19 protein-coding genes are annotated in these 21,495 nt (G+C 67.1%); 6 read left to right on the top strand and 13 right to left on the bottom strand.

Features of this window, described 5'->3' with window-relative positions:
* The first annotated feature begins 13 nt into the window (after window positions 1–13).
* On the top strand, window positions 14–433 hold the full coding sequence (locus G8O29_RS03840; protein ID WP_242678862.1) for a DUF1489 family protein: 420 nt from the start codon (window positions 14–16) through the stop codon (window positions 431–433).
* A 24-nt stretch (window positions 434–457) separates the two neighbouring features.
* On the opposite strand, the gene hisG is transcribed toward G8O29_RS03840, so the two are convergent.
* Genes hisG through hisS form a run of 3 tightly spaced genes read right to left on the bottom strand, consistent with a single transcriptional unit; the run spans window position 458 to window position 3,710 of the window.
* Window positions 458–1,153, bottom strand: a complete 696-nt coding sequence (gene hisG / locus G8O29_RS03835; protein WP_166401893.1) for an ATP phosphoribosyltransferase — start codon at window positions 1,151–1,153, stop codon at window positions 458–460.
* Window positions 1,150–2,247, bottom strand: coding sequence for an ATP phosphoribosyltransferase regulatory subunit (locus G8O29_RS03830; RefSeq protein WP_166401892.1), 1,098 nt, complete (start codon window positions 2,245–2,247; stop codon window positions 1,150–1,152). Before G8O29_RS03830 ends, hisG begins: the two co-directional genes overlap by 4 nt.
* Window positions 2,244–3,710 carry a histidine--tRNA ligase gene (gene hisS, locus G8O29_RS03825; RefSeq protein WP_166401891.1) on the bottom strand — a complete coding sequence of 489 codons (1,467 nt, stop codon included), beginning with the start codon at window positions 3,708–3,710 and terminating at the stop codon, window positions 2,244–2,246. The genes G8O29_RS03830 and hisS overlap by 4 nt, the downstream gene beginning before the upstream one ends.
* A gap of 70 nt (window positions 3,711–3,780) precedes the next feature.
* On the opposite strand from hisS, the gene G8O29_RS03820 reads away from it, so the two are divergent.
* Entirely contained in the window at window positions 3,781–3,981 is a 201-nt protein-coding gene (locus tag G8O29_RS03820; RefSeq protein ID WP_207623645.1) for a SlyX family protein, read from the top strand.
* A 130-nt stretch (window positions 3,982–4,111) separates the two neighbouring features.
* Here the strand turns inward: G8O29_RS03820 and G8O29_RS03815 are convergent, their stop codons facing one another.
* From G8O29_RS03815 to lysA, 6 genes are all read right to left on the bottom strand, one after another.
* Complete coding sequence (locus G8O29_RS03815) at window positions 4,112–4,591, bottom strand: hypothetical protein (RefSeq protein WP_166401889.1); 480 nt, start codon at window positions 4,589–4,591, stop codon at window positions 4,112–4,114.
* Window positions 4,588–5,403: a hypothetical protein gene (locus G8O29_RS03810; protein ID WP_166401888.1), complete on the bottom strand. Its 816-nt coding sequence runs from the start codon at window positions 5,401–5,403 to the stop codon at window positions 4,588–4,590. Before G8O29_RS03810 ends, G8O29_RS03815 begins: the two co-directional genes overlap by 4 nt.
* Before the next feature lie 591 nt (window positions 5,404–5,994).
* Window positions 5,995–6,819: a ParB/RepB/Spo0J family partition protein gene (locus tag G8O29_RS03805; protein WP_166401887.1), complete on the bottom strand. Its 825-nt coding sequence runs from the start codon at window positions 6,817–6,819 to the stop codon at window positions 5,995–5,997.
* Between the two features lie 66 nt (window positions 6,820–6,885).
* Complete coding sequence (locus tag G8O29_RS03800) at window positions 6,886–9,300, bottom strand: AMP-binding protein (RefSeq protein ID WP_166401886.1); 2,415 nt, start codon at window positions 9,298–9,300, stop codon at window positions 6,886–6,888.
* Between the two features lie 205 nt (window positions 9,301–9,505).
* Complete coding sequence (locus G8O29_RS03795) at window positions 9,506–12,112, bottom strand: TIGR02302 family protein (RefSeq protein ID WP_166401885.1); 2,607 nt, start codon at window positions 12,110–12,112, stop codon at window positions 9,506–9,508.
* Window positions 12,113–12,151: 39 nt separating this feature from the next.
* On the bottom strand, window positions 12,152–13,417 hold the full coding sequence (gene lysA, locus G8O29_RS03790) for a diaminopimelate decarboxylase (RefSeq protein ID WP_166401884.1): 1,266 nt from the start codon (window positions 13,415–13,417) through the stop codon (window positions 12,152–12,154).
* Window positions 13,418–13,635: 218 nt separating this feature from the next.
* On the opposite strand from lysA, the gene G8O29_RS03785 reads away from it, so the two are divergent.
* A complete protein-coding gene (locus G8O29_RS03785; RefSeq protein WP_166401883.1) occupies window positions 13,636–14,634 on the top strand; it encodes a LacI family DNA-binding transcriptional regulator in 999 nt (332 codons plus the stop codon).
* A 23-nt stretch (window positions 14,635–14,657) separates the two neighbouring features.
* Here the strand turns inward: G8O29_RS03785 and G8O29_RS03780 are convergent, their stop codons facing one another.
* Genes G8O29_RS03780 through G8O29_RS03770 form a run of 3 tightly spaced genes read right to left on the bottom strand, consistent with a single transcriptional unit; the run spans window position 14,658 to window position 17,816 of the window.
* Window positions 14,658–15,791 (bottom strand): Gfo/Idh/MocA family protein, encoded by a 1,134-nt coding sequence (locus G8O29_RS03780; protein ID WP_166401882.1) that lies wholly within the window; start codon window positions 15,789–15,791, stop codon window positions 14,658–14,660.
* Between the two features lie 11 nt (window positions 15,792–15,802).
* Window positions 15,803–16,693: a TIM barrel protein gene (locus G8O29_RS03775; protein ID WP_166401881.1), complete on the bottom strand. Its 891-nt coding sequence runs from the start codon at window positions 16,691–16,693 to the stop codon at window positions 15,803–15,805.
* Window positions 16,694–16,700: 7 nt separating this feature from the next.
* Window positions 16,701–17,816 carry a Gfo/Idh/MocA family protein gene (locus G8O29_RS03770; protein ID WP_166401880.1) on the bottom strand — a complete coding sequence of 372 codons (1,116 nt, stop codon included), beginning with the start codon at window positions 17,814–17,816 and terminating at the stop codon, window positions 16,701–16,703.
* Between the two features lie 120 nt (window positions 17,817–17,936).
* Here G8O29_RS03770 and iolC point away from each other — a divergent pair, with 120 nt between their 5' ends.
* From iolC to G8O29_RS03755, 3 genes are read left to right on the top strand one after another with little or no spacing between them, the layout of a single operon-like run.
* Window positions 17,937–18,914: a 5-dehydro-2-deoxygluconokinase gene (gene iolC, locus G8O29_RS03765; RefSeq protein ID WP_166401879.1), complete on the top strand. Its 978-nt coding sequence runs from the start codon at window positions 17,937–17,939 to the stop codon at window positions 18,912–18,914.
* 11 nt (window positions 18,915–18,925) lie between these two features.
* Window positions 18,926–19,765, top strand: coding sequence for a 5-deoxy-glucuronate isomerase (locus G8O29_RS03760; protein ID WP_166401878.1), 840 nt, complete (start codon window positions 18,926–18,928; stop codon window positions 19,763–19,765).
* On the top strand, window positions 19,762–20,598 hold the full coding sequence (locus G8O29_RS03755) for a class II fructose-bisphosphate aldolase (RefSeq protein WP_166401877.1): 837 nt from the start codon (window positions 19,762–19,764) through the stop codon (window positions 20,596–20,598). The genes G8O29_RS03760 and G8O29_RS03755 overlap by 4 nt, the downstream gene beginning before the upstream one ends.
* A gap of 431 nt (window positions 20,599–21,029) precedes the next feature.
* Here the strand turns inward: G8O29_RS03755 and G8O29_RS03750 are convergent, their stop codons facing one another.
* Window positions 21,030–21,470: an ABC transporter permease gene (locus tag G8O29_RS03750; RefSeq protein ID WP_242678861.1), complete on the bottom strand. Its 441-nt coding sequence runs from the start codon at window positions 21,468–21,470 to the stop codon at window positions 21,030–21,032.
* Window positions 21,471–21,495 lie beyond the last annotated feature (25 nt).

The raw sequence follows: 21,495 nt of genomic DNA, 5'->3' as shown, positions 1-21,495 counted from the left end.
TATGCTCTGCCGCATGATCCACCTCCTGAAACTCTGCGTCGGCGCCGACTCGGTCGAGGACCTCATCGACTGGCAACACAGCCAACGCCCGCACTGGCCCGAAGGCCGGGCGATCCACGTCACCCGCATGTGGCCGAAGCGCGAGGCCGAGGTGCTGGAGGGCTCGCTCTACTGGGTCATCAAGGGCGTGATCCTGTGCCGCCAGCGGATCCTGGACCTGCAACAGGTGAACCTCGGCGACGGCATCCCGCGTTGCGCGCTGGTGCTGGATCAGGAGGTCATCCGTACCGAAGCCGCCCCGCGCCGCCCCTTCCAGGGCTGGCGCTATCTTGACCCGAAAGAGGCCCCGCGCGACCTGCCCAAGGGCCGGGCCAAGGATGACCCGCTGCCGCCGAAACTGGCGCAGGCCTTGGCGGAACTCGGGCTGCACTGACCCCGCCGGGGACCCGCGGTCACGCTAGAGCGGCGACCGGACACCCAGCCGCTGCACCAGCTGCTCCATCGCCGCCCGGTCCTCCGCCGACCACTCCGCCATCCGGCTGGCCCAAAGCACCGCCTGGCTGGAATGGATCAACCCGTCCGACAGGATACGCAGGTGATTGGCCCGAAGGGTCTCGCCCGAACTGGTGATATCGGCGACGCACTCCGCCGTCCCGTTCTTCACCGTGCCCTCGGTCGCGCCCTGGCTGTCCACCAGCTGATAATCCGCAACCCCTTGCGCCTGAAGGAAATCCCGCACCAGCCGATGATACTTCGTCGCGATCCGCAGCCGGTGGCCATGCGCCTTGCGGAAGGCGGCGGCGGCGGCGTCCAGATCGTCCACCGTCTCCACGTCGATCCAGACGTTCGGCACCGCGATCACCAGATCGGCCTGGCCGAAACCCAGCTTCGCCACCTCGGCCACCTCGTCCTCGGCCAGTTGCTCGCGCACCAGGTCGCTGCCGGTCACGCCCAGATGAATCCGCCCGGCGGCCAGCTCGCGCGGGATCTCCCCGGCGGACAACAGCACCGGGACCACACCCTCCACGCCTTCCACGACGCCCGAATACTCCCGGTCGGACCCGGAGCGCTTCATCACCACGCCCCGCGCGCCGAACCAGTCGAAGCAGTCCTGCATCAGCCGCCCCTTGGACGGCACGCCCAGCCGGATCATGCCTCCGCCCCTTTCAGCCGCGCGACCAGACCCGGCCGGATCACGCCCCCCACCGCCGGGATGAAGGCCCCTGCGCCCAGCACCGCCGTCAGCGCGTCATAGCGCCCGCCACTGGCCACGGGCGGCATCCCCTCGGCCAGAAAGCTGAAGACGAACCCGTCGTAGTATTCCAGCGCCGTGCGCCCGTGGCTGGCCTCGAAGGCCAGCGTCGCCACATCGATGCCCCGCGCGGCCAGAGCCTCCAGCCGCGCGGCGAAACGGTCCACCGCCGGGGCGATGGCGGGCAGCATCGGGGTGATCCCGCGCAGATGGGCCAGGGCATGGGCAGCCGGGGCCTCCAGCGACAGAAGGTCGTAGAGCAGCGCCGCCTCGGTCGCCTTGATCGGCGGGGTTTCGGCATCAGCGACCAGAGCCTCGGCCCGGGCGGCAATTTCCTCGGCAGAGCGCAGGCCGACAAAGGTCCCGGCTTCCGCGATCAGTTGCGCCGGGCTTCCCGCCTTCAGCCGCTCCAGCAGCTGAAGCCGCCCGGCCGGGACCGGAGCCCGTCCGGCAAAGCGATCCAGCAGCGCCTTGAACCGATGCGGCCGCCAGACATGGCGCAAGAGCGCCGCCTTCCGCCGCTCGCTGGTTTCCAGCCCCCGGACGGCAGCCATCAGGATGCCGATGTCGCCGGTGACGGGGCGCAGGTCCAGGCCGGCCAGAAGGTCGCGGAACAGCGCAAAGACCTCGGCATCCACCACTTCCGGGGCGGCGCGGTCAAACACCTCGTAGCCGACCTGAAGGTATTCGCTGGCCCGGCCCGAGCCGCGCATCTGCTTGCGGAAGACCTCGCCCAGATAGGCATAGCGCGCCGGTTCCGCGCCGTGGGCCATGTGCGCCTGCACCACGGGGACGGTGAAATCGGGGCGCAGCATCATCTCGCCGCGCACCGGATCGTCGGTCACATAGGCCCGTGCCCGGATGTCCTCGCCATACAGGTCCAGCAGCGTGCCCGCCGGTTGCAGGATATCCGCCTCGACCGACACCGCCCCCGCCTGGACGAAGGCCGCCAGCAGCCGTTCGCCCTCGGCCCTGATGGCGGCCTTGGGGGTCATTGGCCCAGCATCTTCCGGACCGCCGCCACCAGATCGGCGCGCGGCACCTCGACCTGCGCCGGGCGATCCTTCCATTCCTCCAGCGTGGCACTTTCGGCGATCTTCGCACCCAGGATCAGGTCCTTGAGGATCACAGTGCCCTTCGCCGCCTCGTCCCCGCCCTGGATCACCGCGACCGGCGACTGCCGCTTGTCGGCGTATTTGAGCTGGTTGCCGAAGTTCTTCGGGTTGCCCAGATAGACCTCGGCCCGGATGCCCGCCTGCCGCAACTCGCCGACCATCGCCATGTAGTCGGCCATCCGGTCGCGGTCCATCACGGTCACGACGACTGGCCCGGCCGTCTCGCCCCCGACGCGCCCCTTGGCGCGGATTGCGGCAAGCAGGCGATCGACCCCGATCGACACCCCCGTCGCGGGCACATCCTGCCCGGTGAAGCGTTTCACCAGCCCATCATACCGTCCGCCCCCGGCGACCGAGCCGAAGTTGCGCGGACGGCCCTTTTCGTCGGTGATCTGAAAGGTCAGTTCCGCCTCATAGACCGGCCCGGTATAGTAGCCGAGGCCCCGGACCACGCCGGGGTCCAGCACGATCCGGTCCGGCCCGTACCCTTGCGCGTCGAGCAGCGCCGCGATGGCTTCCAGTTCGGACACACCCTCGGCCCCGATCACCGAGCCGCCGACCAGCTCGCGCAGCCGAGCCACCGTCGCGGCTCCCGCGTCGCGCCTGGCCGAGGTGAAGCCCATCACGACCTCGGCCTGCTCTGCCGACAGGCCTGCCCCCCTGGTGAAATCGCCGCTCTCGTCCTTGCGGCCCTCCCCCAGCAGAGCGCGCACCCCCTCCGGCCCCAGACGGTCGATCTTGTCGATGGCCCGCAACACGATGCCGCGTTCGGCGTCCTTGTCGTCGCCAGCCAGCCCCGCGACCTCCATCACGCCATTCAGGACCTTGCGGTTGTTCACCTTCACCACATAGTCGCCGCGGGGGATGCCGACTTCTTCCAGCGCATCGGCCAGCATGGCGCAGATTTCGGCGTCCGCCGCCACGGAAGCCGACCCCACCGTATCCGCGTCGCACTGGTAGAACTGGCGAAAGCGGCCCGGTCCCGGCTTCTCGTTCCGCCAGACGGGGCCCATCGCGTAGCGGCGGTAGGGAGAGGGGAGGTCGTTCCGGTACTGGGCCGCGACCCGCGCCAGCGGGGCGGTGAGGTCGTATCTCAGGGCCAGCCAGTCGCCCTCCTCCTCCCAGGCAAAGACGCCTTCGTTCGGGCGGTCCACGTCAGGGAGGAACTTGCCCAGCGCCTCCACGGTTTCCACGGCGGAGGTTTCCAGCGGGTCGAACCCGTAGCGATGATAGACCCCCGCGATGCGGTCGAGCATGGCCTTGCGTTCGGTGACCTCGGCCCCGAAGTAGTCGCGGAATCCCTTCGGGGTCTCGGCGCGGGGGCGGCGGGGTTTGTCGGCCATGGGCGGGACCTTCGCTTTTGATCGGGGTCCGTGTATCCCGTGGGAGAGAGGCGGGCAAGCGGGGGGTGTGATGGACCGGGTCGAGGTGCTGGAGGAACGGGTGGCCCACCTGATGCGGGCGGTGGAGGACCTGTCGGACGTGGTGGCCCGGCAGGCCTCGGAAATCGCGGGGCTGGAGCGGCGGGTGCGGCTCCTGATGGAGCGGGCTGCGGAGGAGGAGGCGCTGGGGGGAGCCCCCCCGGAGGCGAACGTCCGCCCGCCGCACTGGTGACCGCGCCGCGCGCGGCGCGGTGGAGGCCGCAAAGGATTACAAGGGGTTAGCTGTGGGCGTTAGGGGTTTTTTAAGTTAGGTGAATTCCTTGAGAATAGAGCCAGATACGCCCTTGGTCCTTCCGGTTGCCTTATGGCTCCGACTTGGTGCTGCGCTCAGTTGATCTCTTTTCTCGCGTTATTGCGGCCTTCTTTGCTCTCTCGATTGCTAGGCCTCTTGATTTGACCGCCCTACTTGCAGCGAAAGCCATGGATCTTGCTAGCGTACCGCTCACAAAGATGACTGCGAAGTGCAGCAGTAGCCAAGGCCCGGCATAAGTACTCCGGCCTGCCAATACAGTTAGAGAATAAACCACGCAAATCAGTATCAGCACCATCGCGCTCAAGAGTGTCCAGCGCCACATCATTCTTTGGAAGCTCTCATCCAATCTAACTTCAGTACCTGAAAGTCGAGCAATCAGTGACGTTCCAGCATACCAAGAGCCGATAGCAATCAAGAGCGTAACTGAGTACTCTCGAAGTCCGAAAATTGGTCCTTGTAGCACAAAACCAACCAGAAAAGAGACTATCGCCCCATAGACGGCGAGAAACATGAGGTCAATCTTACTCATCTTAGCACTTCTGGAATGGCTGTCTCATTCAAGATCACGATGTCATTATCCACCCTTCCAAAAATTACTACCGTCCCTCCAAGCTGTGTCAAATCTTCAACCTTGAAGTTGGTGGAGAAGCCCCCACTAGCTTGGCCTTCAATTAATACGCTTTGAAGCTCTGCTTTCTGATCGCCAAAGAGGCTCTCCGTGTCGGGGCTTGATAGCTCTGTTAGGTCAGATAGTTGGCGCCCAGAGATTTCTGCGTTTGTATCTCCAAGGTTCAGAACATCATTTGGATTGACCAAGCCTTCCGGAAACACAACAACAAGAGAATCGAAAACACCAGAGCTCGAGATTCTAATTTCGGCGCCACCGGATTCATTGACGATAACCCCTATTGAAATAACTGACTGATCTGCATAGCCATCGGGGCCTGAAATGGTTGCTTCTACATAGCTATATATCTGACTCAGTAAGGAATCTGGCGCATCCCATGTCCAAGTCATTATTGGACCAGTCCCTCGCCCTTGTACTGTAACATCGTATGGCTTTGGACTCCTTGACGCATTGGAGTATGTGTTCTTGAACGCACAAATGTTGGATGGGAGTTCTGCGGAAGCAGCAACACCGAATCCAGCTCCAAGCCATCGGAAAGCTGTGCTGCCCTCAGATCGGTTGCAGGCCTGATAGAAGATGCGTGGATATGCTTCATGGCTAACTGGTGCAGAGAAAAACCAAATTTGGTGAAACGGGTGAAGCTCTGGCCCCTGTTGTGCAGAAATAGGAGAGGCGATAGTGAAGTAGAGCACTAAGAAACGAAATACATGCATCGATTTCTCCGTTAATACATCTACATTGACGGTGGGACGTAGCAGTTACCCTTGACTGTGACCGACGGGCTGTCCTGCACCGCAAAGGGAAACTGTTCCACCAATCCCATGAATGATCGCATGTTCTCAACGTTCGTTCAACGTGACTTTGTCAACGTAGAAACTCTCAAATCCAAGAACCTATCTGTCGTCGTCTGTAGACGACGCTGTCCGTGATTTGAGCTGTCAATAGCATGGCCCTCGCCAGAGCCCAACCACTAGTCGAGCGTTCTTCGTCGAAATCTTCCAATGGAGGATTCTTGTCGTTCATCACCCCCTGGCGAGGGCGCGGCCCTTTGGTTGGGTAGGGTGGTGGGCAGATTGCCCATCCTACGGCAGGGGTTGAGGGACAAGGTGCTTCATTCGACGGTGGCGGCGCCCGCCCGAGGGAGGGTGCGGCCCTGGCGTGGTGTGGGGTGGTTGGTGGGGTCCGCCCCGGACTTGATCCGGGGTCTCTGGTGGTGAGGGAGGCCCCGGCTCAGGGCCGGGGCGGGGAGAGTCGGGGCACGCCCCGACCTACGGGCGGTGCGCTGTAGCGCACCCTACGATTGCTCACCCCCTCCCAAACCACTCCTCCACCTTGTCCAGCACGTCGTCGATCAGGCCGGGGGACCTCGCCTGGGGGCCGGAGAAGCGGAGGAGCCAGCCGGTGGGGGTGGGCTCCCGCGTGATCGTCAGGCCTTGACGGAGCCGCAGCAGCCTGCGGGGGCGGCGGGTGGTGGGGCTCGTGGGCTCGCGTGCGATGTCCAGCAGGATGGGGCGGAGGGCGGACCATTGGGTTTCGGGTCCCGCGCTCGCGTGCGGGTGGAGGGTGGCGGTGAGGAGGTCCTCATGCCCGCCGGTGATGGCAGCGGCGAGGGTGTCGAGTTGGCGGGTGGTGAGGGTTTCCGGGGCGGTGAGGAGGGGGCCGAGCGCCTCGACCACGGTCGCATGGGCGCGGAGGCGGCGGTGGGAGGACTTGGGCAGAGCGGGGAAGAGGGTGGCGATGGCGGCGTCGGGGGTGGGGAAGTGGCCCTCGGTCACGGCGTTCAGGATGAGGGCGGCCTTTTCCCACGGGGAGACGGGGGCGCGGATTTCGTTCTCGCTCACCATGGCGGTGAGGGCCTGGGCGAGGGACTGGGGGGAGCGGAGGAAGGCGGGGATGGTGGCGTGGCCGAGGGCGCGGGCGGCGGTGAGGCGGCGGAGGCCGGAGATGAGGCCGTAGTGGAAGGGCTCGCGAGGGGTGGAGAGGCGCCAGACCTCGATGGGGGTGCGCAGGCCCTCGGTCGCGATGGAGTGCTGGAGTTGGGCGAGGGCGTCGGGGTCGAGGGTGGTGCGGTCGCGGAGGAGGGCGGAGGGGTCGATTGCGGTGAGGGGGAGGTGGTGGAGGGTGTCCATGGCGCGTGCTCCTTTCTGCGGGAGGGAACGCAATGGGGGTTAAGGGGCGGTGAGGCGGGCGGGCGGTTATTCGGCGGGGACGGCCGCGCGGCGGGGCTTGAGGAAGGTGCGTTCGGCCCAGGTGTAGAGATGCGCGCCGATGATGCCGGTGAGGATCGACAGGATCAGGGCGAGCCAGGGGCGGTGTTCGCCGAAGATTTTGTCGACGAGCGAGATCATCTGGTAGTGCGTCAGGTACATGAACATCGAGGCCCCGGCGATTTCGGCGATGAGGACCTTGACCGGGGCGGGGACGATGAGCGTGCGGAGGAAGAGGACGACGGCGACCCCTCCGGCGACGTAGTAGGCGGCGGAGGTGAAGTTCCAGTAGGCGAAGATGGTGACGAGCGAGAGGGCGAAGGCGAAGAGGCGCGAGGGGAGGTCGCGGGCCTGGGCGAGGACCATGCCCAAGGCGAAGCACCAGCCGTAGTGCCAGGGGGTGCGGTCGTAGTTGTAGTCGCCGGTCCACTTGAGCTCGATCACATAGTCCAGCGCGGCGGTGAAGGCGAAGAAGGCGACGGCGCTGAGCATGGGCCGGGCGGCGAAGGCGCGGCGGACCGGGGCGAAGGAGAAGAACAGCGCGGCGAGGATCAGGATCTGGATGTAGAATTCCACGAAGTAGAAGGTGTAGCCGCGGATCGTGTCGGGGTCGAAGTAGTTCGAGACGAGGAGAAGCTCGGGCAGTTCGAACCTGCGGGTCACGAGTTCGAGGAAGACGCCCATCAGGATCGTCGGGATCGCGACAGAGCGGATGGTGCCCCAGAGGGTGCGAGTCGTGCCGGAGCGGAGGATCTCGGGCAGCTGGAAGCGGGCGACGGAATAGCCGGCCAGCATGACCAGGAAATAGGCGGCACCCCAGTTGGGGGAGTAGACGAAGGCCTCGGTATGCAGGGCGACGATGCAGATGATGAAGAAGGCGCGCGTCAGGGTGACCGTTTCCAGGCGACGCCAGGCGGACTTGCTGCCGCCCTCGGCATGGGTCTGAAGCTGGGCGACGGTCAGCTTCTCCCAGTCGTCGGGAAGCGGGCCGAAGCGGGATTCGAAGGCGAGCGTGAACTGGATGTAGTGCAGCGAGTCGCCGCCGAGCGAGTCGAAGCTGTCGTCGCGTGACACGTCCTGGCCCGGAAATTCATGGGCGAAGAGCGAGCGGACATCGGTGATCTCGCCCCTGGCCGGAGCGGTCGGGGGAGAAGTGACCTTGCGCAGGGCGAATTGCTCGGCCAGCACGCGGCGCTGGACCTTGCCGGTGCCGGTGATCGGCAGGGCGTCCAGCGCCATCACATGCAGCGCGGAACCGGCGGCGATCCCCATCTCGGCCAGCGCGGCGGTGGCGGCCTCTTTCACCCGGGCGGACTGGTCGGAGGTGCCGGCAAGGGCGACGAGGATGCCATCGCCCCGCTGGGCGTCGGGGACCTTGGCGACAGCGATCTGGAGCCCTGGCTTCAGCCGTGCGCGGATGCGGTCTTCCAGCTGGTCGGGCACGACTTTCTGACCGCCGCAGTTGATGAGATCATCAGCGCGCCCGTCGAAGAACAGATACCCGTCCTGAAGATGGCCGAGGTCGTTGGTCTGGAGCCAGCCCTCGGCGTCGGTCAGGTCGTGCAGCCCGTCGGCGTCGATGCGCGACCGGGCAACCTGCGGGCCGCGGATGCGGATGCGGCCATCGGCGGAAAGGGCGACTTCGCCCTGCCCCACGGGACGACCGACCGAGTCAAGCTGGGCATCGGTGGCCTCGGAGATGACAAGGAAGGTCGAGCGCGAGGCTTCGGTCAGGCCGTAGTGCTGCACGATCCGGGCCTTGGGGAACATCGCCCGGACCTGGCGCTTTTCGTCGGCCGTCATTGCCTGCGAGCCGATCTCCAGCCAGCGCAGCGCCTTGCCCGCGTTGCCGATGATCGCCGGATCGGCGAGGAGGATGCGCAAAAGCGTCGGCACGGCAGAAAGCGCGTTGACCTCGCCCGCAGCCAGCATCCGCGCCAGTTCCATCGGATCGAAACCGCGCGGCGGCATGTAGGCGCGGCCGCCCACGGCGCTAACGGCACGGTAGCGCGCCATGCCGAAGCTGAAGGTCGCGGGCACACCGACATATTCGCGGATCTCGGAGGTCATCTGCATCACGTCGATGATGCGTTCGGTGGTGTAGCCAAGGTTGCGGTAGGTCAGCAGGATGCCCTTGGGCAGGCCTTCGGTTCCCGAGGTGTAGCTGACCTGGGCCGGAAGGTCGTCGAGGATGACCGGGTGCTGCGCCGTCAGCCAGCCTGCGCCTTCGCCGGGGTCGATACAGCGGTCGATGCGGATGCCGGGCAGATCGCTGGCCCGCGCCGCGTCCGGGACCAGCACCAGAGGGCGCCGGGCCGCGTAGAGGGCAAACATCTGTTCGACGAAGGCGATCGAGTTCCGGCGGATGACGGCAGTTGCTTCAAGCGTCTCGACGGCATCCATTCTCACGACCTGGCAAGAACTACAGAAAGAAAATTCGCTTCTTGGTGGAAGCGGTAAACCGGATTGGTGACAAAACCATGTCCCAACCACGGTGATTTGCGGCGTTGCGTGGGTCTGCGAACTGCGCCGCGGCCGATGCGCGCATGGTTAGGCGCAGGGGTTCGGCGCCGTCAATGAGTCGCCGTGCGACCCACGAAGGCATGATCTAGAACATCTGCAACAACCGCCTGAGATAGTCGAGTTCTTCCAGCGGCCGGGCCAGATCGCCCGAGCGGCGGCGGATTTCGTCCAGCAGTTCCTGCGCGCGCAGGTCCGGGTCGTTCTGCACCATGTTCTCGTCCGAGCCGATGCGGGCCGTTTCGCCGGCGCGGCGGCCCAGAGGATCGGTGCCCTGCGGGTCGGCCGAGCCGAAGTTGCGGTCGCCGCCCTGGGCGTCGCGGTTCTGGCGCTGTTCCTCGGCCAGGGCCCGGCCGAATTGCTGCATCCCGTCGCGCAAGGCCTCCATCGCTTCGGCCTGGCGGTCGAGCGCGCCGCCAAGGTCGCCGTCGCGCAGCGCATCCTCGGCCTCTTCCATCGCGCGGCCGGCCCGGTCGAGGCTGCGCCGGCCCTCTTCGCCCTGTTCGGTGCCGTCACCCGGAAGCTGGCCCTGCTGCAACTGGTTCAGCCGTTCGCGCAGCTCGCGCTGGCGGTCGGTCAGACTGCGGTCATCGGTCCCGCCCCCCTGGCCGCGCTGCTGGTTCTGATCCCCGCCCTGCCCCTGTTGCTGCCCCTGTTCTTGGCCCTGTTCCTGGCCCGGCTGCTGGCCCTGACCCTGCTGATCCTGCCCTTGCTGGTCCTGGTTGCGCGGCACGCCCTGGAGGTCGCGGAAGGCATCGTCGGACAGGTTCTGCTGGTCGCGCAAGGTCTGGCCGAGGTCATTCATCGGGCCGTTCTGGCCCTGCCCCTGGCCCTGCTGGCCCTGCACCACCTGCATGTTCTGCATCAGCTGGCGCAGCTGTTCCATCAGTTCGGCCGCCTCGGCGGTGCGGCCTTCCTCCATCAGCTGTTGCAGCTGGTCGAGCATCTGTTGCAGCTGGTCGCCCGACATCATCTGGCCCTGCATCATCTGCTGCTGCTGCTGGTCGCCGGGGTTGCGCTGCGCCTCTTGCGCTAGTTCCCGCATGTATTCGTTCAGCGCCTGCTGCATCTCGCGCATCAGCTGCTCGATCTCTTCGGGCGAGGCGCCGTTGCGGATGGCCTCGTCCAGCCGGTCCTGCGCGCGTTGCAGACGTTCGAAGGCGGATTGAAGGTTGCCGGTTTCCACCATCAGCGCGATGGTCCACAGCTTTTCGGCGATGGCGTCGCGGGCTTCGGTGGACAGGCTGGCCTGTTGCGCCTCAAGCTCGCGCATCAGGACGCGCAGGTGCAGGAAGGCGCGGTCGTGGCGGATGAAGCCTTCGGGCCGGTTGGTCACCGCCTTGAGGAGTTCGACCGCGCGCGGGGCGTTGACGCGGTTCCACAGGATGTCGCGGCGCATCTCGATGATGGCGGCGGCCAGGGGGTCGAAGAAGCGCTTGCCGTGCAGCGTGACGGCATAGGGGGCCGAGCTGCCCTCGTTGCCGGCGGCGTCGATGGCGGTGAAGACCATGGTGACGGGAAGGTTGGCGAAGACGTGTTTCGACAGGTCGTCGACCAGGGTCGAGGTCAGTTCGGTGCGGCTGCCCTTGCGCGGCATCGGCAGGTCGAGGGTGACGGGAGGGGTGGCTTCGGGATCGACTTTCAGGCCGTGGCGGCGGTCGACGCGGTCGAGGTCCAGCGTGATGGTCACGCGGCCGGCGGTGACGCCGTAGTCGTCGCTGGCCTTGAACGGCTGCTTGAAGCGGCCGTCGGCTTCGCGCGTCATCTCGCCGGTGACTTCGATGGTGGGGGCGCGGTCGGGCGTTGCGGTGATCTGCCATTCGCGCCCGCCGGGGCCTTCGATGGCAAGCTCTCCGGATCGGGTGATGGTCAGGTCGTGGACGCCGGTTCTGCCGTTCGGGACGGCGGCGGCGGGCGTGGCCTCGGTGCCCGGAGCGGGCGCGGGGGGCGGGGGGATGTCGGCGACGGTCTGGGCGACGGTCAGGCCGCCTTCGGGGCCGTAGAGGCGGATCTGGAGGCGGGTGCCGGTGGGCACTTCCAGCGCGGGGTCGGTGATGTCGTTGAGGTAGAGCGAGGGCTTGCCGGTATAGGCGGGGGGCTGGGCCCAGGCTTCCCAGCTTGGGCCGGCGGGGGTGGCCAGCGCGGCGCCGGGGGTGAGGCCCGCGACGGATCCGGCCCGCCAGAAGGATCCGAAGAGCGCGGCCATGACGAAGGCGGTCAGCGCGACGTAGCGGAGCGAAAAGCGGTCGCGTGAGGACAGGCGCAGGTCGGGCTGGACGGGGCGGGCGCCGGCGGCGCGGGCGGCCATCCGCTCCTGGTGCGCGCGCCAGACCGCCAGCGAGGCGGGGTCGGCGGTGCCGATCGCCTGGGTGTCGCGCAGGGCCGCGATGGGGCGGCCGGGCATCGTGCTGTCCAGCCGGTCCAGCGCATCCATGGCGGTGGGTTTGCGGAAGCGGCGGATGCCCCAGACCAGCAGGGCGAGCGCGGCAAGGGCAATGGCAGCCCCCACGGCCTGGGCATAGCGGAGCGGACCAAGATCCTGCAGCCCGAAGGCCAGAGCGGCGAGGGTGATGAGGATCAGCGACCACAGCGGCCAGAAGGCCCGGGCAAGCCGTTCGGCCCACAGCCCCGCCAGCGTCAGGCGCATCGGCCAGACAAGCGATTTCAGCGGGGGTTGGGCCTCTGGTCCGGTCATCTCACCTGCCTGCGACCGGACGGCCCGACGCGTTCGGGGTCACAGCCATGGGGGGATGGTATCGCGGTTGAGGATTTCGTCAAAGGTTGGTCTGGCCCGGATGACAGCGAAGTGATCCCCGTGGACGAGCACTTCGGGGATCAGGGGCCGGGTATTGTATTCCGAGGCCATGACCGCCCCGTAAGCCCCGGCAGAACGGAAGGCCAAAAGGTCGCCTTCGGCCACCAGCGGCAGGTCGCGGCCCCTGGCGAAGGTGTCGCCGGTTTCGCAGACCGGGCCGACCACGTCGAATTCCTGGGTCGGGCTGGCGACAGCGGGTTCCGCAACGGGGACGATGTCGTGGTGCGCGCCATACATCGAGGGGCGGACAAGGTCGTTCATCGCGGCGTCGAGGATCAGGAAATCGCGGCCTTCACCGTTCTTCACATAGATCACGCTGGCCACCAGAAGCCCGGCGTTGCCCGAGATGAGGCGACCGGGTTCGATCTCGATCTCGCAGCCAAGGTCGCCCACCGTGCGCTTGATGAGCGCGCCGTAGTCGGTGGGAAGCGGCGGCGCCTCGTTCGAGCGGGTGTAAGGGATGCCAAGCCCGCCACCGAGGTCGAGGCGGGTTATCGTGTGGCCTTCGGAACGGAGGCGGCGGGTCAGGTCGGCGACCTTGAGGTAGGCCTGTTCGAAGGGTTCAAGTTCGGTCAGTTGGCTGCCGATGTGGACGTCGATACCCACGACCCGAAGGCCCGGAAGGCGGGCGGCCTCGGCATAGACTTCCGAGGCGCGGGCGATCGGGATGCCGAACTTGTTTTCCTTCTTGCCCGTGGCGATCTTTTCGTGCGTGCGAGCGTCCACGTCGGGGTTCACGCGGACGGTGACGGGCGCGGTGACGCCGAGGCTGGTTGCCACTTCGGACAGCGCCCGCATCTCGGGTTCCGATTCGACGTTGAACTGGCGGATGCCGCCGGTCAGGGCGAGCTGCATCTCCGCGCGCGTCTTGCCGACGCCGGAGAAGACGATGCGGTCGCCGGGCACTCCGGCAGCCTTGGCGCGCAGGTATTCGCCGCCCGAAACCACGTCCATCCCCGCGCCGAGGTTGCCGAGGGTCTTCAGGACCGCCACGTTCGACAGCGACTTGATGGCAAAGCAGACGAGGTGCGGCAGGGGCGACAGCGCCTCGGTGAACAGGCGGTAGTGCCGGGTCAGGGTGGCGGTGGAATAGACGTAGAAGGGGGTGCCGACGCTGGCGGCGATGTCGGGGATCGCCACGTCCTCGGCGTGGAGGGTGCCGTTCTTGTACAGGAAATGGTCCATCGCTGTCCCCGGGTGCTTCCGCGCCGTCATAGCCGGGTGGAGCGATGGTGCAAAGCGCCGATTTCGTCGAAGAAATCGGTCCAGAATTTTCGAAAATTCCGGGGTCTTCAGGCGCAACCCTTTCGGCGGGAGGATGCAGTCCGGCGACAGCGGCGGTAGCCGGTTCCCTCAGCGTGGGCGGCATGTATAGTCGGTGGCGTTCGGAAAGGGTGCGGCGGATGGCAGTGACGCTGAAAGAGGTGGCGGAACGGGCCGGTGTGTCGCGGTCGGCGGTGTCGCGCACCTTCACCCCTGGCGCCTCGGTCTCGGCCAGGACGCGGGCCAAGGTGGAAAAGGCGGCGGCCGAACTGGGCTATGCGCCGAATGCACTGGCCTCGAGCCTGACCACAGGGCGGACCAAGCTGATCGGCCTGGTGGTGAACAACTTCCGCAACCCTCTGATGCTGGAGGTGTTCGACCTGTTCACCAGGGGCTTGCAGGACCGGGGCTTGCGGCCCCTGCTGGTGAACCTGAGCGGCGCGACCGATCCGGCGGCCACGGTGCGGATGCTGCGGCAGTATTCGGTGGACGGGGTGATCGTGGCCTCCTCGACCCTGCCCTCCAGCTTTGCCGAGGCCTTCAAGGCGGCCGGGCTGCCCGTCGTGCATGCCTTCGGCCGGGCCTCGACCGCGCCGGATGTGTCGGTGGTGGGCATCGACAACGTCGCCTGCGGACGGATGGCGGCCGAGGTGCTGATCTCGCGCGGCTATGCGCGGGTTGGGTTTCTGGGCGGGCCGCGGGGGGCGACCTCCACCCAGGACCGGGCTGCGGGGTTTCTGGGCAGGCTGGCCGAACGGCCGGAGATCGCAGTCAGTGTCAGCTATGCCGAGGACTACACCTTCGACGCCGGTCGCGCCCGGATGCAGCGGCTGCTGGAGGGCGACCGGGCCGAGGCCTACTTCTGCGGCGACGATCTGCTGGCGGTGGGGGCGCTGAGCGCGATCCGCGCGGCGGGTCTGTCGGTGCCTTGGGACGTAGGGCTGATCGGGCTGAACGACATGGAGATGGCGCGCTGGCAGGTGATCGGGCTGACCACGATCCGCCAGCCGGTGGCGGCGATCATCGACGCGGCCATCGAGATCGTGGTGGCGACCATCGAAGCGCCGGACATGGCCCCCGAGGTCAGGCTGTTTCCCTGCGAGGTGGTCGAGCGCGGGACGCTGCGCCCGGTCGCCTGAACGGGCGCAGGGGGCTTGCGGTCCTAGCGGAACATCGGCGGGCGGGCGTCGACCCAGGTGCCGCCAGCCCTGGCCGAAGCGACGGCGGCATGGACGGCGGCCATCGAGCGGACCCCGGCCGGGGCAAGGGGCAGGCCGTCGCGGGCCTCGCCCCGGATCGCATCGGCGAGGTCGCAGTAGATGTTGGCGACGGCCAGCGGAAAGCCTTCCGGGTGGGCGATGGCGACGCGGGACAGGCGTCTGGCCTCGTCATACAGCCCGGCTTCGCCCTTTTCGATGATCTGGGTGCGGCCGCCGACCGGGGTGTAGATCAGCTGGTTCGGCTGTTCGGAGTGCCAGCGCAGGCCGCCGGTCTCTCCGAAAACCTGGATGTCGAAGCCGTGCTGCCGCCCGATGGCGACGGAAGAGGTCCAGAGCCGGCCCACCGTCCCGCGCGACATGCGGAAGTTGACCATGGCGTCGTCTTCCAGCTGGCGGCTGGGAATCGTCGATGCGAAATCGGCGGAGAGCTTTTCCACCTCGTCGTCGCAGATGAAGCTGGCCATGTGCAGCGCATGGATGCCGCAGTCGGCGAACTGGCCGGAGACGCCCGCCATCGCCGGGTCATAGCGCCAGCGGACGCGGGGGTTGTCGGCGTCGGTCGCGTCGGCATGGTGGCCGTGGCTGAAATTCGTCACCACAAGGCGCACCTTGCCGATGTCGCCCGCCCGCACCATGGCGCGGGCCTGGCGGACCATGGGATAGGCGGAATAGCAGTAGTTCACCGCGCAGATGCGCCCCGTCCGTTCGGCGATGCGGGTGATGTCCTCGCCTTCCTCGACCGTCATCGTCATCGGCTTTTCGCACAGCACATGGAACCCGGCCTCCAGGAAGGCGCGGGTGATCTCGTAATGGGTGGAGTTCGGGGTGGCGACGGTCACCAGGTCGATCCGGTCGGCGCGGCTGCGTTCGCCCTCCAGCATTTCCTTCCAGTCGCCATAGGCGCGGTCGGGTGCGATGCCGAGCCGTTGCGCATAGGCGCGCCCGGCCTCGGGCCGGTGGTCCAGCGCGCCTGCGACGAAGGCGAAATGCCCGTCCGCCTGCGCGCCCAGCCGATGCGCCGGGCCGATCTGGCTGCCTTCGCCACCGCCGATCATGCCCCAGTTCAGTTTTGCCATGGTCGGACCCTTCAGAAGCCGATGGATTTCAGATATTCGCGGTTGCGCCGTGCGTCGTCGATGGGATGCACGTCCAGCGTCGGGTCGCAGTCCTGTTCGACGGTGCACCAGCCCTGGTAACCCGCATCCAGAAGGATCTGGCGGACGGCCGGAAAATCGACATCGCCCTGACCGAGGTTGCAGAAGATGCCCTGGCCGCAGGCCTCGTAGAAGCCGGTGCCTTTCGCGATGGCATCGGCCTTCACCACCGGGTCGATGTCCTTGAAGTGCATGTAGGAGATCCGCCCGATATGGCGGCGCATGAAGGCCACCGGATCGTAGCCGGCGAAGGAGTGGTGGCCGGTGTCGAAGCAGATCTTCAGGATCTTTTCGTCCACCTCGTCCAGAAGCCGTTCGAGTTCCGGTTCAAAGTCGATGAAGCCCGCAGCATGGGCGTGGATGCCGACGGTGAGGCCGAATTCCTCGGTCCCAAGCCGGGCGATGGTGGCGATCCGGTCGCGGAAGGCGGTCCATTCGGCGCAGTCCATCTGCTCGGCGGCATCGGCCCGGCCTGCGGTGGGAGCGCGGCGGGGGGAGATACTGTCGATCAGCACCAGATGCTGCGCGCCGTGGGCGGTCAGCGCGCGGCAGGTGCGCCATGCGGCGTCGCGCACGTCATCCCAGGCGGCGGGGTCGTGGAATGGGCGGAAGACTACGCCGCCGATCAGGTCGAGGCCGTTTTCCTCCAGCGCGTCGAACAGGATCGCCGGGTCCTCGGGCATGAAGCCGATGGGGCCAAGCTCGATACCCGTGTAGCCCGCATCGGCGCAGTCCTTCAGGACCTGCCGCCAGGGCGGGTTGCGCGGGTCGCCTGCGAATTCGACGCCCCAGGAACAGGGCGCATTGCCGATGCGGATGGTCATTTGGTCCTCATGTGGCGGGAACGGCGACCCAGCGGCCGCTGTCGGATGACTGGAAGGCGGTTTCGACGATCTGCGACACGGCAAGCCCGTCGCGGAAGGTGGGCCAGACGGGGTGGCCGGTCTCGATGGCGGTCAGGAAGTCGCGCGCCTCGATGATGATCTGGTCCTGATAGCCGGTGCCGTGGCCGGGGCCCTGGCAGAAGGCGAGGTAATCCGGGTGGCAGGGTCCGGTCAGGATGCGGGTGAAGCCGCGCGCGGCCTCTGGCCCCTCAGCGCGGTAGAGGTGGACGGCGTTCTGGTCCTCCTGATCGAAGCGGATCGCGCCTTTGGTGCCGTGGATTTCATAGGCATAGCCCATCTTCCGGCCCGTCGCGGTGCGGCTGATGTAGAGATGGCCCATCACGCCAGAGGCGAAGCGGAGCATGATCTGGGCGTGGTCGTCGTTCGTCACCGCCTCGGGACCATTCGGGCCGGGACGCAGGCCATGGACCGTCTCGATCCGGGCGTTCAGTTCCGCGACCGGACCCATCAGAGCCAGCATGCAGTTGATCGGATGCGGAGCCAGGTCGCCCATGCAGCCGTTCGCCCGGTCGCGGGTGCGCCAGTTGGCGGGAAGCGTCGGGTCGGCCAGGAAATCCTCGGTATGTTCGCCGCGGAACCAGGTGATGTCGCCGAGGACGCCCTGCGCCAGAAGCTGGCGGACGAACTGCGTGGCCGGGGTGCGGACGTAGTTGAAGCCGATCATGTTCGGCAGGCCGGAGGCTTCGGCAGCTGCGGTCATGGCGCGGGCGTCCTCCAGCGAGGCGCCCAGCGGCTTTTCGCAGAACACGGGTTTTCCGGCGGCAAAGGCGGCCTCGGCAATCGCGCGGTGGGTGGATTGGGGCGAGGCGATGACCACGGCCTGCACCTTGGGGTCGGCGACAAGGTCCTGCCAGTCGCTGGCGGCACGGGCGAAGCCGTAGGCCTTGGCGTAGGTTTCGGCCGAGGCTTGCGAGGTGGCGGCGATCACCTCCAGCCGGGGGCGGAGCCTGGTGTTGAAGACCGGGCCCACGGCGGAATACGCCACGGCATGCGCCTTGCCCATGTAGCCGCCGCCGACCAGTCCGATCCCGATCTGTGTCATGTCATGGTCCTGCCCGGCGGCATGTGCCGTTGGTGTTGCAACCGGTTGCAAAAGTTGTATCGTGGCCTTTGAAGGCGCGCAAGTCCCTCTGTGGGGCTGCGGGCGGGGGTGGAGCGCGGGATGGCAGAGCTGGAACGGCTGAGGGGACGGAACTTTCTGGTCATCGGCCGGGCCGGGATGGACCTGTACGCCGATCCTGCGGGCACGCGGATCGAGGAGGCAAGCCGGTTCGTCGCGCATCTGGGCGGGTCCTCGGCCAATATCGCGGTGGCGCTGGTCAGGCAGGGCTGCAAGGCGGCGCTGCTGACGCGGGTGTCGGACGATGCGGTGGGGCGGTTCTGTCTGGCGCAGCTGGACGGCTATGGCGTGGACCGGACGCTGGTGCGGGTCGAGGGCGGCGAGGCGCGCAACTCTTTGGCGGTGGTGGAGACGCGGGTCGAGGACTGCCAGTCGGTGATCTACCGCAACGGTGCGGCGGATTTCGCGATGGTCGCGGCGGATGTCGAGGCGGTGGATTACGCGAAGTTCTCGGCGCTGGTCACCACGGGGACGGTGCTGGCGGCGGAACCTTCAAGGTCGGCGGCGTTCCGGGCCTTCGATCTGGCGCGGGCTGCCGGGCTGCCCCTGGTCTTCGACGTGGATTACCGGCCCTATTCCTGGCCTTCGGCTGCGGTCGCCGCCGAGACCTATTCCCGCGCGGCGGCCCTGTGCGATGTGATCGTCGGCAATGATGTCGAGTTCGGCTTCATGGCCGGGCATCCCGACCGTGGTCTGGACAAGGCGCGTGAGTTGGTGGCCGAGGGGGCGCAGGTCGTCGTCTACAAGATGGGCGAGAAGGGGGCGGTCACGATCACCCGCGAGGGCGAGTTTGCGACCGGCATCTACCCGACGCGGGCGCTGAAACCGACCGGGGCCGGGGACAGTTTCCTTGGCGCTTTCCTTGCGGGCCTGGCTTCGGGCCTGCCGGTGAAGGCCGCCGTGCTGCGCGGCTCGGCAGCGGCGGCGATGGTGGTGGCGCGGGTCGGCTGCGCCCCGGCGATGCCGGATCTGCCGGAGCTTGACGATTTTCTAACCACCCACCCCGGCCCAAGTGCCTGAAGGGACATCCGATGCACATCCCCCCCCATGACAACCGGAACCGCGCCATCGTCGATCGGGACGATCCCTTGGTCCCGCTGGTCTATTTCAACATCGTCCGGCTGAAACCCGGCGAGCATTTCGACTATCGCACCCCGGGCTACGAGACCTGCGTGGTCCCGGCGACGGGAACGGTGAAGGTAGAGGTCGGGGGCGAGGTCTTTGCCGATATCGGCAACCGGGGCGTCGATGTCTGGGATGGAGAGCCGGAGGGGGTTTATGTGCCCAGTGGCACCGGCACGCGGATCACGGCGCGGACGGCGACGGAGTGCTTTGTCGCGGGGGCGAAGTTCGACGAGGCGCTGAGCCCCTTTGCGGTGCGTTCGGGCGATCTGGATGTGGTGCAATACGGGTCGGACGAGACGAAGACTCACCGGAAGATCAAGCATATCCTGGGGACCAGGTATCACGACCGGGTGGGGCGGCTTCTGGTGAGTGAGCTGTTCACCGTGGGCGCGGGGGGGTGGTCGGGGTTTCCGTCGCACAAGCATGACACCGACCGCCTGCCGGAGGAGACGCGGCATGACGAGTGCTACAATTTCCGCTTCCGGCCCGATTATGGCTCGGGGCTCCAGATGTTGCAGCGGGTGGATAACGAGCCGGGGGATGCGTACCACATCATGAACCGGTCCACCGTGCTGATCGACAAGGGCTATCACCCCTGCTGCGCGCTGCCGGGGTATGAGATGTACTATTTCACCATCCTGGGCGGGCAGTCGCAGCGCAGTCTGAAGCAGTACTTCCAGCCGACCCATGCGGCGCAGGTGCAGACGATCCCGGGGATCATGGACATGGTGGCCAAGTTCAGATGATCGCCACGCTGGCAGAGGTGCTGGGGCCTGCCCTGAGGGACGGTTACGCCGTGCCGGGGCTGGTGTGCCTTGGCTGGGAGGACGCGCGGGCCTATGTCCGGGCGGCCGAGGCAGAGCGGGCTCCGCTGATCCTGCAGGCAGGACCGGGGGCGCGGGCGCATATGCCGGTGGCGGTCTGGGGGGCGATGTTCCGGGCTTTGGGGGAAGCCGCCTCGGTGCCGGTGGTGGCGCATCTGGACCATGGGCTGACGGTGGGGGACGCCCGTGCGGCGATTGCGGCGGGGTTCACCTCGGTGATGATCGACGGGTCGGCTTTGCCGCTGGAGCAGAACATCCACCTGACGGCAGAGGTCGCGGCGCTGGCCCATGCGGCGGGGCTGTCCTGCGAGGGGGAGCTTGGTGTCGTCGGCTATGCCGGGGGCAAGGCCTCGACCGGGACCGACCCGGATGAGGCGGCGCGGTTCGCGCGCGAGACGGGTGTGGATGCGCTGGCGGTGTCGGTGGGCAATGTCCATTTGCAGCAGGACGCGGGTCAGGGGCTGGACCTGGCGCTGATCAGGCGGATCGAGGCGGTGACGGATGTGCCGCTGGTGATCCATGGCGGGTCGGGGGTGCCGGTGGATCAGCGCGCGATGCTGGCGGCGGGGTCGCGGATCGCCAAGTTCAACGTCGGAACGGAGTTGCGCATGGCCTTCGGCGCGGCGCTGCGCGAGGCGGTCGCCCGCGACCCGGCGCGGTTCGACCGGATTGCCATCCTGCGCGACACGGAGGAGCCGGTGACGGAGGCGGCGCGGGCGGTGTTCCGGGGCATGGGGGCGTCAAACCGGGTGTAGCGCCGGCGAAGGGTCCCGCCGGCGCTGGATGTCTGTCCTGCCCCGGATGGCGGCATCAGCCTCGCGGTGGCCGTTGTCCGGGTCGCAGACTTTGCCTTCGGTGCCCGAAGGGCTTCCTCGGTCACCAGCGCGCAGGGGGGGATGTAGCCAGAGCAGGGCTGACCCCGGATGGCCCGGTTCAGCTTGTCGACCAGCTGCCAGCCCGGGGGGGTCAGGGGCTCGGCGACGGTCACGGCCGGATACTGGCCGCTGCGAAGGCTCTGGAAGGCGGCTTCCGAGCCATCACCCGCAAAGCCGTTCCGCCGCGCGCTGGTTGGCGCCGATGGCATGGAGACAGCGGCCGATGGGGGCGTAGTCGGGCACGACCCGGAGGATCAGGGTGATGGCCAGGAGGACGAAAGCGGTGTTCGGCAGGCCGGGGAAGAAGGGGTCTATGATCGTGCAGAAGGCATCGGGAAGCTGGCAGACCCTCTGGCGCCCCCGCTGTGCCGGAGGGCAAGGGCGCAGAGGATCGTGTCGGTTCCCGGCGTGGCGATGAAGCTGTCGATGCGGGCGACCTCGACGAGAAGGCCGTTGAGCGCCCCGAAGATGGTGCCAATGATCCGGACGATGCAGACAGCGATTGGCGAGGGGAGTCCGTCGAGGTTCAGCAGGCTGATCGTGAGGCTGTGCCAGAGGACGATGCCGTAGCCCCCGGTCAGGTCGATGCGTCCCGCGACCATCGGAAGAACCGCAGCGAGGGAGGGAAGCGCGAAGATCGCCTTGTCCGAAAGGATGGAGCGGAGGTTGAGGAGCGTCGGGAAGGTGTTCGGCAGGAGGAACGGAAGGAACAGGATCGCACCATTAAACCGTGGGATCGAACACCTAATCACCGTCCCCGTCCTTGCCTTCTACCTT

Origin of the sequence: Rhodobacter calidifons, assembly GCF_011174775.1 — a bacterium.
Taxonomy (GTDB): Bacteria; Pseudomonadota; Alphaproteobacteria; order Rhodobacterales; family Rhodobacteraceae; genus Tabrizicola; species Tabrizicola calidifons.
The sequence above is the reverse complement of the archived record's forward strand: the minus strand, read 5'-3'. Positions and strand labels throughout refer to the sequence as shown.

What these genes read in the sequence shown, in the direction of transcription:
- G8O29_RS03770 (WP_166401880.1), bottom strand. Translation starts at nt 17,816, where the DNA reads ATGACACAGATCGGGATCGGACTGGTCGGCGGCGGCTACATGGGCAAG.
- G8O29_RS03760 (WP_166401878.1), top strand. Translation starts at nt 18,926, where the DNA reads ATGCACATCCCCCCCCATGACAACCGGAACCGCGCCATCGTCGATCGG.
- G8O29_RS03775 (WP_166401881.1), bottom strand. Translation starts at nt 16,693, where the DNA reads ATGACCATCCGCATCGGCAATGCGCCCTGTTCCTGGGGCGTCGAATTC.
- G8O29_RS03830 (WP_166401892.1), bottom strand. Translation starts at nt 2,247, where the DNA reads ATGACCCCCAAGGCCGCCATCAGGGCCGAGGGCGAACGGCTGCTGGCG.
- hisG (WP_166401893.1), bottom strand. Translation starts at nt 1,153, where the DNA reads ATGATCCGGCTGGGCGTGCCGTCCAAGGGGCGGCTGATGCAGGACTGC.
- hisS (WP_166401891.1), bottom strand. Translation starts at nt 3,710, where the DNA reads ATGGCCGACAAACCCCGCCGCCCCCGCGCCGAGACCCCGAAGGGATTC.
- iolC (WP_166401879.1), top strand. Translation starts at nt 17,937, where the DNA reads ATGGCAGAGCTGGAACGGCTGAGGGGACGGAACTTTCTGGTCATCGGC.
- G8O29_RS03785 (WP_166401883.1), top strand. Translation starts at nt 13,636, where the DNA reads ATGGCAGTGACGCTGAAAGAGGTGGCGGAACGGGCCGGTGTGTCGCGG.
- G8O29_RS03795 (WP_166401885.1), bottom strand. Translation starts at nt 12,112, where the DNA reads ATGACCGGACCAGAGGCCCAACCCCCGCTGAAATCGCTTGTCTGGCCG.
- lysA (WP_166401884.1), bottom strand. Translation starts at nt 13,417, where the DNA reads ATGGACCATTTCCTGTACAAGAACGGCACCCTCCACGCCGAGGACGTG.
- G8O29_RS03815 (WP_166401889.1), bottom strand. Translation starts at nt 4,591, where the DNA reads ATGAGTAAGATTGACCTCATGTTTCTCGCCGTCTATGGGGCGATAGTC.
- G8O29_RS03755 (WP_166401877.1), top strand. Translation starts at nt 19,762, where the DNA reads ATGATCGCCACGCTGGCAGAGGTGCTGGGGCCTGCCCTGAGGGACGGT.
- G8O29_RS03810 (WP_166401888.1), bottom strand. Translation starts at nt 5,403, where the DNA reads ATGCATGTATTTCGTTTCTTAGTGCTCTACTTCACTATCGCCTCTCCT.
- G8O29_RS03820 (WP_207623645.1), top strand. Translation starts at nt 3,781, where the DNA reads ATGGACCGGGTCGAGGTGCTGGAGGAACGGGTGGCCCACCTGATGCGG.
- G8O29_RS03805 (WP_166401887.1), bottom strand. Translation starts at nt 6,819, where the DNA reads ATGGACACCCTCCACCACCTCCCCCTCACCGCAATCGACCCCTCCGCC.
- G8O29_RS03840 (WP_242678862.1), top strand. Translation starts at nt 14, where the DNA reads ATGATCCACCTCCTGAAACTCTGCGTCGGCGCCGACTCGGTCGAGGAC.
- G8O29_RS03800 (WP_166401886.1), bottom strand. Translation starts at nt 9,300, where the DNA reads ATGGATGCCGTCGAGACGCTTGAAGCAACTGCCGTCATCCGCCGGAAC.
- G8O29_RS03780 (WP_166401882.1), bottom strand. Translation starts at nt 15,791, where the DNA reads ATGGCAAAACTGAACTGGGGCATGATCGGCGGTGGCGAAGGCAGCCAG.